Raw genomic sequence first — 16,496 nt, forward strand, 5'->3', positions numbered from 1 at the left:
CACGGTGTCCTGCCGTTCTCTCTGGTTGTCTTCACCGCAATCCTGTCACCTGTTCGGAATGCGTTCTACTTCGGTCTCCTCTCGCGCGAGAATACGGTTGCCGGAGCGTGATCTGAGCGGACACGGACAGTACCCGCCGCGCGGATACCGGACACGTCACGGATACCTCGTGCATACTTGCGCGACGCGGTAGGTCACGATGGACTACTGCTACTGACGCATACCCCCGCTCCGACGGGGATCACCGAGGAGGACACGTGAGCGCGACCGCGGACCACGCGGACGGTAAGGAGCAGCCGAACATGGCGGCCCGGCTCGGCCTGGAGGCCGGCTGGATCGTGCAGGAGATCGGCTACGACGACGACTGCGACGACGACCTGCGGGATGCGATCCGGGCAGTCACCGGTGAAGAGTTCGTGGACGAGGACACCGATGAGGTGGTCGACGTCGTCCTGCTCTGGTTCCGCGAGGAGGACGGCGACCTGGTCGACGCCTTCTTCGAGATCCTCACCGACCTGAAGGCGGGCGGAGTCGTCTGGCTGATGACGCCCAAGGTCGGCCGGGACGGGTACGTCGAGGGCAGCGAGATCGCCGAGGCCGCTCCGACCGCCGGGCTGTCCACCACGAGCACGCTGAGCGTCACCGACGACTGGTCGGCGACCAAACTGGTGGTTCCGAAGTCGGGTCGCCGGGGCTGAGGTGACAGCTGCTGTCGGCACCCGGGCCCCCGACTTCAGCACCCGCGACCAGCACGGCGCGGAGATCCGGCTCGACCAGTACGCCGGGCGTCCCGTCGTACTGGTCTTCTATCCGTACGCCTTCAGCGGGGTCTGCACGAGCGAGCTGACGGCGCTACGGGACCGTCCGGACCTGCTGGCGACGGCCGATTTCCTGGCGATCTCCTGCGACCCCATGTTCACCCTGCGGGCCTACTCCGACGCCGAGCGGCTCGGCTTCAGCCTGCTCACCGACTTCTGGCCGCACGGCGCCATCGCCTCGTCGTACGGCGCCTTCGACCCCGACCGAGGCTGCGCCCGCCGAGCCACCTTCGTGATCGACGGTTCCGGAGTGATCCGCTGGTCGGTCGTCAACGCGATGCCGGAAGCACGAAATCCGGACGACTATGCCGAGGCCCTGGCAGGTCTGAGGTCCTGACAGTGATACGGTTTGCCGTCGCAAGGGCTGTTAGCTCAGTTGGTTAGAGCACCTCGTTTACACCGAGGGGGTCGGGGGTTCGAGTCCCTCACAGCCCACCCGTTTCTGTTTCGTCACGGCGCCGTATCCCGGCGCCCCGCCACTCGTTGTCATCATGTCGGCGAGGTCGTGGAATTCTTAACTCTTTGCTGGCCGGAACGGGCTGCTGCTGGGGCCGGGACGGCTGGTAGGGTTCACGGCTGTCGGTCGGCACGATGACGCACCGGGGCTGCCTGGTGACGGTATCGGTCCGGCTGTCCGAAATACGGGGCTTCTTGTCGGTGAGAGCGAGACGGGTGTGCCCTGAGCCCGGCTCCGTCCAGTTGGGGAGGCGCTTGTCCGTGGGTCACCGACCGACTCGCGTCATCGTGATCGCCGCCCCTCGCTGTGAGACACCGTTGGTGGTGCTGACGGCGTGGTGAGGAGCAGTGCGGACCGGCCGGCGATCAGTACCGGGCCGGCGTTGATGATTCCCGCCGGGTACCCGCGCGATCTGCCGAGTGCCCTGCTGCGGGCGGCCCGCGACTTCAGCGGCGCCGGCGTGGTCGAGATCGGCCCGGACGGCCGCGAGACCAAGCTCGACTTCCCGACCCTGCTCGAGCTCGCCGCGCGGATCCTCGCCGGCCTGCGAGCGAACGGCGTACGGGCTGGTGATCCCGCGGTGGTGCACTGCACCGAGCCGGTCGGGTTCTTCGCCGCGTTCTGGGCCTGCACGCTGGGCGGCATCCGCCCGCTGCTGATGGCCCCGTCGCCGGAGGGCGACCGCACCGAAGCCGGCCGCGAGCGACTGCGGACCGTGACCGATCTCCTCGGCTGGACCGTCCTGATCGGCCGTCCGTCGGATCTGCCTGACGACCTCGGTCTCCCGGTGCTCGATCCGGACGCGTTGGCCGGCCACGAGCCGACCAACGAATTCCACCGTCCGGCTGCGGACGACATCGCCATACTGATGTTGTCGTCAGGCACCACCGGTACGCCGAAGATCGTGCAGCTGACGCATCGCGGGCTGGTCGAGTTCGCGGCGGGGACGCCGGCGATGCTGCCGGTTCGGCCCGGGCAGACGACACTCAACTGGCTCCCGCTGGACCAGAGCGGCGCGTTCCTGCTCTACCACCTGCTGCCCGTCTTCACCGGCTGCACCAACATCCACGTCAACACCGGCTGGGTCCTCGCCGACCCCCTCCGCTGGCTAGACCTGATGGACCAGCACCGCGTCAACCACTCCTGGTCCCCGAACTTCGGCTACCGCCTCACGACCCAGGCCATCGCGGGTGAACCCGACCGCCACTGGGACCTGTCCGCCCTGCGCAGCCTCGTCAGCGGCGGCGAGCAGATCACCGTCCCCGTGATGACCGAATTCCTCCGCCTCACGAACCGCTTCGGCGTCGTACCCGAGACCTTCGTCGCCGCCTGGGGCATGACCGAAACCGTCACCGGCATCACCTTCGCCCGCCCCGGCCTCACCCCCAACGTGCACCGCGTCCGCGTCCCACCCACCGGAATCGTCGAGTGGGTCGACCAGCGCCCGTCGTCCGGCAAGGTCGCCGTCGCCCGCCCCGGCAAGCCTCGTGCGGAAGCCCCCGGCGTACTGAGTCTGGTGTCTGTCGGTGCGCCTGCCCCCGGTACGACGGTCCGGATCGTGGCACCGAATGGCGCCGTACTGCCCGAGGGCCGCATCGGCCAGCTCCAGGTCGCGTCGGCCCGCGTCACCCCCGGCTACCTCGGCAACCTGGAAGCCGACCGCGAGGCGTTCCCGGTCGGCAACTGGCCGATGCGCAAATGGCTCTCGACCGGCGACCAAGGCTTCATCACCGGCGGCCAGGTCGTAGTCACCGGCCGAGACAGCGAGCGCATCATCATGCGCGGCACGCTGTACTACGCCCACGACATCGAAGCCGTAGCCGCCACCGTCGTAGGCGCTGAGCAGGGCCTGGTCGCCGCCTGCGCCGTCCCCGACGTCGAGTCCGGCACCGACCGCCTGGTCGTCTTCTACGCCCTGACGCCGGACTCCATCCCCGGCATGGACCAGGCCATCCGCAGCCTCATCCAAACCCGCCTCAACCTAGTCGCCGAGGTAGTAGGCGTCCCGCGCCGAGACTTCCCCACCACCCCCGGCGGCAAGATCCTCCGCCCCCTCCTGAAACAACGCTGGCTCGACGGCACCCTAGAAACCCCGCCCCACCCGTACGTCGAGCCCGCCGGCGCCACCTCCTACTCAGGCCCCACCGGCGAAGGCCCCGAATCAGCCACCGCCGACACCCAAATCTCCGCCGAGGAAGACGCAGGAGAACGCACCACCGAACTCCCCACCGTCCGCCTAGCCTGGCAACGAACCCTCCAGCAATCCATCCCCACCCCACCCCAACGCCCCACCCTAGGCGCCCCCACCACCCCAGCCGACCCCGCAGACGCCCCGTCGTCGCTGGCCGAGCCCGACCCCACAGCCGACCACCTCCCGTCGTCGGTCATCGAGGCCGAGCCCACAGCCGACCGCCTCCCACCGTCACCGCTCGAGGCTGAGCCCGCGGCCGAGCCGTCCCAGCCGCTGCTCAAGGGTGATGCCCTCACCCAACGTGCCGACGACGACGCCCCAACCCTCGCCACCCCGGGCGAGCCCGCCGTCGCGCCTGCCGACGAGGACGCCCCGGCAACTGCCGAGTCGGCCGCACCGGACGCCACCGAGCCCGTGGTCGCGCCTGCCGAGGAGAACGCCTCGGCCCCTGAAGCGCCGGTACCAGGTGAGCCGGAAATGGCCGCTGCCGACGAGGACCCCTCGGCAGCACCCGAATCCACGGACGCCCTCTCGGCGCCGGCCGACCCCGCTCTCGCGATCCCGGCCGCCGAGCTCATCGAGTCTGCCGAGCCCGCACCAGCAACTGAGCCCACCTCAGCCACCGACCGCGCCTCGGCTACAGACTCCACCTCCACCTCCTCGACCGCGTCCGAGCACGCGTCGTCCACGGAGTCCGCCCCCGCGACCGAGCCCGCTTCCGCGATCGAGCCTGCGACCGTGTCCGAGTCGGTGTCGGCGTCTGACACCGAGCTCGCCGCGGCGGTCGAGTCGGACTCCGCGGCTCCCGCGCCGACGACAGAGCAGCCGGCAGATGCTGATGACGCCGCCGCCGAGGTTGGCGTCGAAGGGTCCGTGTCGGCCGAGCCCCAGGTCGTTCCCGCTGGCGAGCCCGCGGACGAAGACGCACCCGAGGGCGAACTCGCGCCTGGCGCCATCGAGCGCCCCTCGGTACCCGAGTCGGCCTCGATCTCCGAGCAGGCTGCAGCGACCGAGCCCACCTCGCCGACCGAACCCACGACGGCGACCGACTCCGACTCGACGACCGAACCTACGTCGGCGACCGAGTCCGACTCGCCGACTGAACCTACGTCGGCGACCGAGCCCGACTCGACGACCGAGTCCGCTCCGGCGACCGAGGCCGCATCTGTCACCGAGCAGGATTCGGTGGTCGCGACGGACTCCGCGGTCGAGGCGGGGTCGGCGGTTCCGTCGGACTCCGAGGTTTCCGCGGCTGCGACGGCCGAGTCGGCTGATGCTGATGAGGCTGCCGCCGAAGTTGACGGCGACGGGTCCGCTTCGGTCGACGCCGGGTTCGACCCCGCTGGCGAGCGCGCGAACGACGACGTACCCGAAGGTGAGCTCGCGCCTGCCGCCGCCGAGTCCTCCGAGGCAACCGGGTCAGCCGCGGCGATCTCATCCGCCGAGTCCGACGCGCCCATCGAGTCCGTGTCGGCCACCGAATCCAGCGCGGCGACCGAGCTGGTGCCGGCAACTGACTCAGGTGCGGCGACCGAACCCGCCTCGACGACCGAACCCGCCTCGACGACCGAACCCGCCTCGACGACCGAACCCGCCTCGACGACCGAACCCGCCTCGGCGTCCGAGAACGCTTCAGGTACCGAGCCCACCGCAGTAGTCGAGGAAGCCTCGACCAGCGAGCTTGTCGAACCGTCCGAGGACGGTTCAACTACTGAGCCTGCTGTGCCGGTCGACAACGCTTCGACTACCGAGCCTGCCGCCGCAGCCGACTCGGACTCCACGGGGTCAGCGACTGCGGAGTCAGCCGAGGTTGATGAGGCTCCCGCTGAGGTTGGTGCCGAAGAGGTCGGCGCTGCTGGTCCTCAGGTCGTGGCTGCTGCCGGGAGCGATGACGACGCGCTCGCGGATGAGTCCGCGTCTGCTGCAGCGAAGCCGGCCTCGCTGTCCGAGCACACCCCAGCACCCGAGAGCGCGGCAGCAGCCGAGTCCGCGTCGCCGACCGAGCACACCTCAGGAGCCGAGTCCGCCCCGGTGGCTGAGCTCGCCTCAGCAGAGCACGCGTCAGCAGCCGAGAGCGCCTCAGCACGAGAGCACGCGTCAGCACCCGAGCTCGCGTCAGCACCCAAGTTCGCCTCAGCACTTGAGCACGCCTCGGCGACCGAGCCTGCCTCGGTAGACGAGTCTTCCTCTGCGAACGAGCTCGACCCGGCGGTCGAGGTTGATGGGGCGACCGGTGAGGTTGGCGCCGATGAGGTCGGGCCTGATCCTGAGGTCGCGGCGATTGCCGAGAGCGCGGACGACGCGGCGCTCGCGGCTGAGTCTGCGTCTGCTGCCGCCGAGTCTGCCTCGCCGACCGAGCAGGCCGCAGCAGTCGAGTCCGTCTCGGTGGTCGAGGATGCGTCTGCGACTGAGTCGGCCTCGGTGACCGAGCACGCCTCTGCGGCTGAGTCGGTCTCGGTGGTCGAGGATGCGTCTGCGGCTGAGTCGGTCTCGGTGGTCGAGGATGCGTCTGCGGCTGAGTCGGTCTCGGTGGTCGAGGATGCGTCTGCGACTGAGTCCGCCTCGGTGACCGAGCCTGCTTCGGCGTCCGAATCCGCGTCTGCAAGTGAGCTGGTGTCGCCAGGGGAGTCGGACTCGGGGGTTGAGTCGGGCTCAGAGAGCGACGTTGCTTCGGAGGTGGGGGCTGCGGGGGCCGCGGCGGAGCAGGTGGTTGAGGTTGATGAGGGGGCGGCTGGCGCTGAGGGGGTAGCTGCTGGGGAGTCGCGGGTTGTCTCCGGTGCTGCGGTGGTGGACGACGGGGACGGTGCGGCTGCAGTTGCAGTTGTGGCTGAGTCTGGGGCTGGGGGGTCTGGGGGCGGCTCGGTGGACGAGGCCTCCTCGGCTATTGAGTCTGCTTCGGCTGCTGCGCTTGCTTCGGCGGCTGAGTTGGGGTCTGTGGTTTCGGCGCTGGCGGCGGCGCAGTTGGGTGAGGCATCCGCGGGGGCGTCTGTCTCTGACGATTCCGCTGGGCTCTCGGGAGCCGGTGGGTCTGTGGCGGCGGAGTCCGGTTCGGCGGTTGGATCTGGTTCTGCGGTCGACGTGGATTCGGCTGACGAGTCTCGCGCGGTTCCCGCTGGTGAGTCCGTTGTCGCGAGGGCTGCAGAAGCCGATGCAGGGACTGGTGTCGCGGCGCGGGCTGCTGTTGGGGTGCGGGAGCCGGTGGTTGAGCCGGTGGCTGTGGTGGGGGTGGCTGGGCGGTTCCCGGGGGCCGAGACGCTGGAGCAGTTCTGGGACAACCTGGTGGGTGGGGTCGAGAGCGTACGGCGGTTCCCGGCTGACGAAGCTGATGAGATCGCCGTCAGTGGGGTTCTCGAGCATGTGGAGTCGTTTGACGCGAAGTTCTTCGGGTTGAGCGATCGTGAGGCCGAGTTGATGGATCCGGCTCAGCGGTTGTTCCTCGAGGTTTGTCATCAGGCGCTCGAACACGCCGGCTACGGCGGCACCACCAACCGGGTCGGCGTTTTCGCTGGCTCCGGCATGAACCTTTACAACCGTCAGCCGCAGGCCCGCGATTCGCTCGCAGCGCGGGTGGCTTACCGCCTCGGTCTGACCGGCCCGGCGATTGGTGTGCAGTCGGCTTGGTCGTCGTCGCTGGTGGCGGTCCACCTGGCTTGCCAGGCGCTGCGGTCCGGCGATGCGGATCTCGCGCTGGCGGGGGCGTCCGCCGTACAGGTGCCGCAGGCAACGGGTTACCAACCCTCGCCCGAGTCGATCCTCTCCCCGTCCGGTCACGTGCGCGCGTTTGATGCGGCCGCGGATGGCACAGTTGGCGGCAATGGCGTGGCCGCCGTACTTCTCAAGCGGCTCGACCAGGCGGTCGCCGACGGCGACACCGTGTACGCCGTCATCCGCGGTACCGCGGTCAGCAGCGACGACACCGCGAGTGGCAACCAGACGTTGATCGAGCGCGCGCTCGAGCGGGCCGGGTTCGCCGCCGACTCCCTCAGCTATCTGGAGGCGAACGCGATCGGCAGCGCCACCGCAGACGCCGCCGAGGTGCAGGCGCTGACGTCCGCGCTGCGCCGGCACACCGACAAGGTCGGCTTCTGCACGATCGGTTCGGTCAAACCCAACATCGGTCACCTGGACAGCGCCTCCGGCATGGCGGGCCTGATCAAGACCATCCTCATGCTGCAGCACCGCACGCTGGTCCCGACGATCAACTACACCGAGCCCAACCCCGAGCTCGCCCTCGACGACAGCCCGTTCGTGATCGCCACCGAGGCTCGCGACTGGGAGGCCGGTACGACGTTGCGCGCGGGCGTCAGCGCCTTGGACGCGGGCGGTACCAACGCGCACGTGATCCTGGAAGAGCCGCCGCGACAGGTACGCCGGGGTGACGACGGCCCAGTCGTACTGCCGCTGTCCGCCCCCGACCCCGACGCGCTGACCGACCTCGTCGAGCTCTACCGCGCCGACCTCGGCCACGGCACTGGCCACCGCCTGATCGACCTCGCCGGTACGGCGGCGCTCGGGCGACCGGCGCATCGCCATCGCATCGCCGTTGCGGGTGCGTCGGAGGCCGAGCTGGTTGACGCGCTCGGTTCGGCGCAGGCGACCGAGATCCCGCGCGGTGGACCCGGTCCGCTCGGCTACGCGTTTACCGGACAGGGCGCGGCCCGCCGCGGGATGGCGGCCGGATTGGCTGCACGCTTCCCGGTCTTCCGCTCGGTGCTCGACGAGTGCGACCGCGTGTACGCCGAGGAGACCGGCGGCAGTCTGCTCGACCTGCTGCTCACCCCGGCCGGTCAGTCGGAGGGTGTCTGGCCGACTGAGACCGCGCAGCCGGCGCTGTTCGCGTTCGAGCTTGCGCTTGCGCGGTTGTGGCAGTCGTTCGGTGTGCAGCCGGCACTCGTGGTTGGTCACAGCGTCGGCGAGTACGCCGCTCTGTGTGTGGCTGAGGCGTTGTCGCTGGCGGACGGCGTACGGCTGACCGCCAAGCGCGGTGAGCTGATGCAGCGCGGGACGGCGCCGGGCGCGATGGTGTCGGTACGGGCGGATGCAGACCGGGTTCGCGAGCTGGCGCAGACGTCTGGCGTGGAGATTGCCGCAGGCAACGGTCCGCAGTCGTTCGTGCTGACTGGGTCAGAGGTGATTGTCGGGCAGTTGGCTGAGCAGCTTGACCAGCTGCAGGTTGCCTGGCAGCGGTTGGATGTGGATCGGGCGTTCCACAGTTCGCTGGTGGATCCGATCCTGGCGGACTTTGCGACGATCGTTCGTGGGATCACGCTGCGGCCGCTGCGGACGCCGATGGTGTCGAGCTGGTCGGGGGAGTTGCTCGAGTCCGGGACGGTGCTCGACGGCGACTACCTGGTCGGACAGTTGCGGCAGCCGGTGCTGTTCGGCGATGCGGTCGAGGCGGTGACCGCGGCCGGGTGCCGACGGTTCCTCGAGCTCGGACCGGACGCCGTACTGAGCCCGGCCGGACGGCGGATCGCGCCCAACAGCACGTGGATCCCGGCGCAGCGCCTCGGGCAGGACCCCGTGCTGGCGACGATGAACGGTTTGGCCGAGTTGTACGAGCAGGGCACCGAGATCACGTGGTCGAAGGTGTACGCGTTCGGCGGCCGAGTGCCGTTGCCGACGTACCCGTTCCGTCGCGTGCACCACCCGGTCGACCCGTCGTCCGCCGTGCCGGCGACCGTGGCGGACGGGGCTGTGCGTGGGTCGGTGAGTGCCTTCGAGCGGGCTGCTCGGGCGCAGGGCGTTGGGTTCGCGCCGTCGAGTGCCGCGGTGAAGCGGATCCCGCTGGACCCGCCGGCCGAGGTCGACGAGGTCGCTGCGGTGGACGACAACGCCGAAGAGGAATCGCCGTTCGCGTTGCCGGCCGAGACGCATTCGATCGACGCGGACTACCTGGCGCAGGCCGGGTCGCTGTCGGGTGACGAGGTGTCGGCTGAGCGGTACCGCGAGTCGCTCGATGCGGTTCTGGATCTGACTTGTGATGCGTTGCGGCTCGACCCGTACGACCTGACCGTCGACCACACCTTCGCGGAACTCGGCGGGACACCGGAGTCGATGACGCCGGTGATTGCCCGGATCAACGAACAGTTCGCGGTCGAACTGTCGGCGGAGACGCTGTTCTCGACGTACACAACCCCGCACAAACTAGCCACCGCCGTCGCGATCCAGACGACCCGCGCCGACGACGTTGCCGAAAGCAACGAAGCGTCCGAAACCCCTGTGGTAGTAGAGGAAATCGTCGAGGAGCCGGTGCAACCCGAGGAGCCGGTGGAGATCGCCGTCTCCCAGGTCGACTCCGGCACCGAGCCGGTCGGTGAGCCCGACGCGCGTGTCGCCTTGGCAGTCCTAGGTACCGGCCTCGCCGAACTGGCCACCCGAGTCGAGGAAGCCGCCACCGCCACCGGTGCCGCCGACCTCCCCGGCAGCGGAGTAGCCGCCCTCATGTCGCAACAGCTCCGCGTAGCCGGCCAACTGGTCGACGGCGTCACCAAACTCATGCGCGAACAACTCGCCCTCCTCACCGAAACCACACAGGCCGAGGCGGCCGCCGGTACGTCGGACGAGACCACTCCCGCTGAGACGCCAGCCGGCACGACGGGCGAGACCACGCAAACCGAGTCAGCCGACGACGACGCGCCAGCTGCCGACAGTGCGACGGACGCCGCCGCCAACACGTCTGTGCCCGGCGACGCCCGCGCCGCCAACACGTCCGAGGCCGACGACGCGTCCCCCGCCGACACCACGTCCGCGCCCGGCGACACCCGCGCCGCTAACGCGTCCGTGTCCGACGACGAGCTCGACGCCAACGCGTCCGAGCCCGATGACGAGGCCGCCGGCGCCCCCGTCGACACGACCGAGGGTCCGGCCGACACCACCGCCGCTCGTTCTGCGGGCACCACCGGTGGATCCGACGGCGCCGTCGTACCGGCAAGCGTCAGTGGGGCTGCGGATGGTGGGGTTGTGGCTGCTGTTGAGATCTTGCATCCGGAAGGTCGGGTGGGGGAGTTGCGGCGGGTTGTGGTTGAGGGGGAGATGGCACCCGCGCTCGGTGGACGGCGGCGGGATGTCGGGTACTGGCAGGTGGCGCTGGCTGGCGCGGAGCCTTTGGTGCTGCCTGCGGATGGCGGCCGACGGAGTGAGATTGCTTCGGTGAAGCTCGAGCTGGAGGAGGAGCTCGGCGATACCGTGTTCGTTTTCAGCCGCGAGCGCAAGGTCAGCCCGCTGATGACGATGCTGGCGGCCGTGGGCACTGTGCTCGGGCGGTTCACCGCGCAGGACGACGTCACGATCGGCTCCGCGTTGATCCGGCCGCAGGGCGACACCACTGCAGCGGTACGCCGGGCGTTGCCGATCCGGATCGACCTGTCGGGCGAACCGGATCTCGGCGAGCTCGCACACCGCGTGCGCGACGTGACCACGGGCGCCTTCGACCACGCCGGTACCGACCTCTCGATCCTTCAGCGCGACCCGCTCTTCCAGGTGCTCGTGGAGTTCGAGGACGGCGACGAAGAACTTCCCGAGCCACTCGACCTGCGGTTGCGTCTCACGCACCACGGCGCCGGAATCACCTGTACGGCGGACTACCGCGCCGGCCTGTTCGATCGCAGCACGATCGACCGCCTGCTCAATTACCTGCAAGCTGTGTTGCGCAGGGCAACGGCTGAGCCGCGGCTTCGCCTTCCGCAGTTGATGATGCCGATCGCGGCAGATCTCGAAGCCCTTCGCAGGCTGGAAGGTGACCTCGAACCGGTCGGCCCGATCGGTCGCGGTCGCCGCGATGCGGTCGTCGCCGGTGAGCTGAGTGGACTGCACACGCTGTTCGAGCAGCAGGTCGCGCGGACGCCGGATGCGGTCGCGCTGATCCAGGGCGAGCGTGAGCTCACGTATGCCGAGCTGGAGCGCCGGTCGAACGCAATCGCCTGGCAGCTAACGGATCTCGGGGTGAAGCCCGGTCAGCTGGTCGCGGTTCGAGTTGCTCGCGGCACCGAACTCGTGGTCGCCGTACTCGCGGTGCTGAAGTCGGGGGCGGCATACCTGCCGCTGGATCCCGGCGTACCGGAGTCGCGCTGGGCCTTCATGGTGAACGACGCTTCCGCGGTCGCGCTCGTCGGTGACGACGCTGCGCTGGCCGACCGGCTCGGGGTGCGGCTCGTCCCGGTCGCGGCGGTCGACGGTGACCCGAGAGCGCGGCAGGCGCCGCCGGTGCGGGCTGCGGCCGATGATGTTGCCTACTGCATCTACACCTCCGGTTCGAACGGGAACCCGAAGGGTGTGCTCGTTCCGCATCGCGGTCCGGTCAACCTCGTGAGGCACTACCTGCGGACGCGTAGCTCGCTGCGGACACTGCAGTGGACGTCGTTCGGGTTCGACGTACATGTCCAGGAGATGTTCACCGCGCTGGCGTCCGGCGCTGCGCTGGTGCTGATCGGTGAGGACGACCGGTACGACCCGGACGCGGTCATCTCGGCGCTGCGGGACCACGGGGTCGAGCGGCTCTTCATGGCGTTCAGCCCGCTGACCGCCTTGCTGGCAACGATGCGTCGGCTGCCTGAACTGCCCGCGCTGCGCGAGATCGTCGCGGGTGGTGAGGCGATGGTGCTGACCCACAAGGTGCGGGACTTCCTCGATGCGCACCCGGAGTGCCGGTTGTTCAACGAGTACGGCCCGGTGGAGGCGTCGATTGTCACCACGATCCACGAGGTCGACCCGGCCGAGGACCGTCCGTCGATCGGGCGTCCGGTCGACGGCGTCGCCGTACGGCTGCTGGACCAGGCGCTGCGGCCGGTGCCGGTCGGCGGGGTTGGCGAGATCCACCTCGGCGGCGCAGCCGTTGCCCAGGGCTACCTCGGCCGCGCGGAGGAGACCGAGCGCGCCTTCGTCCCGGACCCGGCCCACCCCGGCGGACGGCTCTACCGCAGCCGCGACCTCGGCCGCTGGCGCCCCGACGGCACGCTGGAGTACCTCGGTCGCGCCGACGACCAGGTCAAGATCCGCGGCCACCGCGTCGAACCGGGCGAGACCGAACACGTCCTCGCCGACCAGGCCGGCGTCATCGACGCCGTCGTCATCGCGCTGTCCGACCACGGCGGCGACACCTGCCTGATCGGCTACGTCGTACTGGAGGACAGCGACCCCACCGTCCTGGCCCGCCTGATGCTCGACCTCGGCAAGGAACTCCCGCTCTACCTGGTCCCCGCCGACCTGATCCCGATCGAAGAGCTCCCCCTCGACGACAACGGCCGCCTGGACCGCACCCGCCTCCCCGAACCGGAGTGGCTGCACCCGTAGGTGGTCGGCGGGCCCGGAGTGGTGGTGAGCGGTCCTCCACCCTCCTGAGGACCGGTCCCACTGCGGGCCGCCGGCGGTACTCCATCAGCGGCCTTGAACGCGAGGGCGGCGGAGAGTTTCCTCTCCGCCGCCTACGCGTTCGGTCGGTCCACGGCCCCCCATCGACCGACCTGCCGGTTGGTCCAGGCCCCCCTTGACCAACCTTGGATGACGTGCCCCCACCCCATCCATCCGTTGCATCGCGTGGGGAGGGGTCGTCGTTACACAGATCCAGGCAATTGCGTAAGAATTGCGCAAAGATGCGCAGGAGAAGCCTTCCCTGCGCACGGCGTCGTACAGAAACGCTGCCTGATCAGGCAACTCGATCGGGCAGGGCTAAATCAGCGGATCGAGGACCACGCCTGGTGGGCCGCGCCGAGCAGGCCGGCGTTGGCGAGTTGCGCCGGTACGACGGTGAGGTCGGCGACGAACGGCAGTTGCGCCAACCGCTTCACCCAGGCCTGCACCGGATCGAACAGCACCGGCCCCGCCTTCGACACCCCACCACCGATCACGACCGTGGTCAGGTCGACGGTGACCGCAGTCGCGACGATCCCGGCCGCAAGCGCCTGAGCACCGTCGTCGAAGGCCGCGAGGGCGAGCTCGTCCCCGGCAGCCGCGTCCGCAGCCAGTACGGCGGCATCCACGCTCTCGCCGGTTCGCCAGCCCCGCCGTTGCGCCCGGGCGACCATCCGCGGGCCGCTCGCGTACGTCTCGACACACCCGTACGAACCGCAGGCGCACGTCTCGCCGTTCTGATCCACGACGACGTGGCCGATGTGAGCGGCGTTCCCGGACTGCCCCTTCAGCGGCCGCCCATCCACCACCAGCCCACCGCCGACACCGGTCGACACCACGATGCCGAGCAGCGTCTGCACGTCCCGCCCGGCGCCGGTCCAGAACTCACCCAGCGCGAAGCAATGCCCATCCACCCCAAGAGTCACCGGTACGTCGACCAGCGCGCGAACCCGGTCGACGATCGGGAAGTTCCGCCAGCCGGTGATGTTCACCGGCGACACCAGTCCATGCGTGGCGTCGAGCGGACCCGCCGAACCGATCCCGACCGCCAGTGGCGACGCATCACCGAGCACTCGGCCGACCAGCTCACTGAGCGCTGCGAACACCTGGTCAGCATCCCCGGTCGGCGTGGCGATCCGGTCCTCGATCACGATCGTCCCGTCGTCGGACACGAGAGCGGCGGCCATCTTCGTGCCGCCGATGTCGATCCCGAGAACCGTGCTCACCGTGTCGTCGCTCATCGTCCCCCCGCCAGTAGCCGAACCAGTGCCCGATCAACCCCGTCCGCCCGCTGTGATTCCCGCAGCCGATCCAGCCGGGCAGAGGGGAGTTCCGCACGGACGGCGGAAGCCGGCGTGGCGGGGTGGGGGTTCTGCTCGGTCACGTGTCGGGCTCCGTCGGGGCGGTCAAGGTCGAGAGACAACGTTATCTGTAGACGACCGGATCTGCGAGGGGTGATTGAGATCAATCTGCGCAGAACCTGCAGGAACGAGCGTGCGCGAGGCCTTGACACCGTTTGACAACGATACCCCTCAAGGGGGTTTTCAGGGTTCAATCCGGCCTCCGCTCGGCCGGGTAGCATGAGCCCGCGGGAGGTCGGATGGCCGAGGTTGCGTTGACCACCGAGGAGCGTGAACTCCTCGACGGTGCGGGCGGTCCTGCGGTCGCGCTGGCCATGCGGCTGATCACCGGATTGGCGCGGACCCTCGGCGCTCGCTCGCTGATCCCGATCACCTCGGCTCATGTCGACGGCTGCCTCCACCACGGTCAGGCCGGGCTCGACTTCGCGGAGCGACTCGTCGCGCTGGGCGGACAGGTCGCCGTACCGACGACTCTCAACGTCGGTTCCCTGGACCTCTTGCACCCCGGCCTCGTCCGCCTCGCCGGGACCGAACGCCGCGACGCCCGCCGGCTGATGGACGCCTACACCGCCCTCGGCGCCGCGCCGACGTGGACCTGCGCGCCGTACCAGGACACCCAGCGCCCCGCGTTCGGCGAACACATCGCCTGGGCCGAATCCAACGCGATCGCCTTCGCGAACTCGGTCCCCGGCGCCCGCACCGACCGGTACGGCGATTTCGTCGACATCTGCGCCGGGCTCACCGGCCGAGCGCCGTACGCCGGCCTCCACCTGGACGAGAACCGCCGCGCCCGGATCGAGCTCGACCTCAGCCCGCTACCCGCCCACACCCTCCGCCTGGCCGCAGCCTGGGCCGCCCTCGGTCACCTCACCGGCAAGCTCGCCTCGGACCGCGTCCCGATGCTGACCGGCTGCCCCGAACCTGTCCCCGAAGACCACCTCAAGGCCTTCGGCGCCGCAGCCGCCTCCCGCGGCGGCATCGGCCTCTTCCACGTCGTCGGTACGACGCCCGAAGCTGCAACCGAATCCGACGCGACCCAGGGCGTTCCGGTCGAGGAGGTCCACCGCATCACCCCGGCAATACTCCGAGCCGCCCGCGACGAACTGTCGAGCCCGAACCCAGGCCGCCTCGACGCGGTAAGCCTCGGCACCCCGCACCTGTCGATCACCGAGTTCGCCGAACTAGCCGCCCTGGTCCGCACCGGCCCGCCCATGTCGCCCACCGTCGAAGTCTGGGCCGCCACCAACCGCACCACCGCAAAAGTTGCCGAAAGCAACGGTTGGCTGACGGACCTCGAGTCAGCCGGCATCCGGGTCCTGGTAGACACCTGCACCTACGTGACCTCGGTCCTCAACCCCCAGACCCGCCACGTGATGACCAACTCCGCCAAATGGGCCTGGTACGCCCCCGTCAACCTAGGCGTCGCCGTCACCTTCGGCACCCTCCCCGACTGCCTAACCTCCGCCCGAACCGGAACCGTCACCCGAGACAACACCTTCTGGCACTAGCCGTTAGCCGGCAACTTTGGGCGCCATGTGAGAAATGGTTACCGTCCCGCGCAGACACCCACCCACACGACCCCGCGGTGAAGGTGCCTCGCCATCCCGTCCAGCCACCGCATCGCCTAGCCACCCCTTCCTTTAGTCGGCCGCCGCGGCGAGCAACGACTCGCGGACGTCTTCGGCCGAGCCCGGCGCCCACTCGACCGCTAAAGCGGCCGACAAACCAAGAGGGCGGGCCGAGCGGATGGCTGAGGGGGATGGCGAGGCTGGCTACCGCGGCTCACGTTGCCTGGGGGCTGACGGGCTGTGGCTGGGGTGCGGACCCCAGCCACTCACCAACTCCGCTCAGGTCGCCCGCCGCACGCTCAGGTGGGTGCCCGTCGAGCCCGATTCCGGAGGTTAGTGAGTGGGGGCGGTCCGCCTGGAGCCACCAAAGGAGACGTGCAGGGGCGAACGGCGGTGGACAGGTGCTGCGGCCGGACACCTGGTCGGATTCCGCGTTCCCCGGTAGGTGATGCGGGTGTGCTGGCGGCGGGTGTCCTGGGTTGTGGCGGGGTTGGCCTCGCTGGTGGGAGTTGTGGGGGTGAGCGTCGGGGCCGCCGTCGCGGCGTACTGGAGGTCGCTCGGTGAGTCACGCTGAGCCCCCCACCGACCGACATCTGATAGGTCAACCCATCAGGTTGTGGGTTCTATACCCGTATGACGGGTGGGGAACCCACAAGCCGGTGGGTGAACCCCAAGGCCGGTTAGTTAAGGCGGGTTGGGTGGTGTCAAGGGGCGTGTTGAACGTAAAGCAGCGGAGCTCTGTTGGGTAGACAG

General features: G+C 69.6%; 5 protein-coding genes and 1 tRNA gene. 5 read left to right on the plus strand and 1 reads right to left on the minus strand.

The features are described 5' to 3' along the window. The first annotated feature begins 257 nt into the window (after positions 1–257). The 4 genes from ACFTSF_RS32135 (at position 258) to ACFTSF_RS32150 (ending at position 12,757) form a co-directional block, all read left to right on the plus strand. A complete protein-coding gene (locus ACFTSF_RS32135) occupies positions 258–698 on the plus strand; it encodes a DUF3052 domain-containing protein (protein ID WP_344152193.1) in 441 nt (146 codons plus the stop codon). A 1-nt stretch (position 699) separates the two neighbouring features. Further along, on the plus strand, positions 700–1,155 hold the full coding sequence (locus ACFTSF_RS32140) for a peroxiredoxin (protein WP_380158196.1): 456 nt from the start codon (positions 700–702) through the stop codon (positions 1,153–1,155). A gap of 24 nt (positions 1,156–1,179) precedes the next feature. Beyond that, positions 1,180–1,253: transfer RNA gene (locus ACFTSF_RS32145), tRNA-Val, on the plus strand. 356 nt (positions 1,254–1,609) lie between these two features. Next, positions 1,610–12,757 (plus strand): amino acid adenylation domain-containing protein, encoded by an 11,148-nt coding sequence (locus tag ACFTSF_RS32150; protein WP_380158198.1) that lies wholly within the window; start codon positions 1,610–1,612, stop codon positions 12,755–12,757. A 380-nt stretch (positions 12,758–13,137) separates the two neighbouring features. Here the strand turns inward: ACFTSF_RS32150 and ACFTSF_RS32155 are convergent, their stop codons facing one another. After that, entirely contained in the window at positions 13,138–14,055 is a 918-nt protein-coding gene (locus tag ACFTSF_RS32155) for an ROK family protein (RefSeq protein WP_380158200.1), read from the minus strand. Positions 14,056–14,414: 359 nt separating this feature from the next. Between ACFTSF_RS32155 and ACFTSF_RS32160 the strand changes: the two genes are divergently transcribed. Continuing rightward, positions 14,415–15,683, plus strand: a complete 1,269-nt coding sequence (locus ACFTSF_RS32160; RefSeq protein ID WP_380158202.1) for an aconitase X — start codon at positions 14,415–14,417, stop codon at positions 15,681–15,683. The last annotated feature ends 813 nt before the right edge of the window (positions 15,684–16,496 follow it).

The organism is Kribbella sp. NPDC056951, assembly GCF_042674205.1.
Lineage (GTDB): Bacteria > Actinomycetota > Actinomycetes > Propionibacteriales > Kribbellaceae > Kribbella > Kribbella yunnanensis.

Bases quoted from the DNA above. Each gene is read 5' to 3' on its own strand.
- ACFTSF_RS32155 (WP_380158200.1), bottom strand. From the start codon at position 14,055: ATGAGCGACGACACGGTGAGCACGGTTCTCGGGATCGACATCGGCGGC.
- ACFTSF_RS32160 (WP_380158202.1), top strand. From the start codon at position 14,415: ATGGCCGAGGTTGCGTTGACCACCGAGGAGCGTGAACTCCTCGACGGT.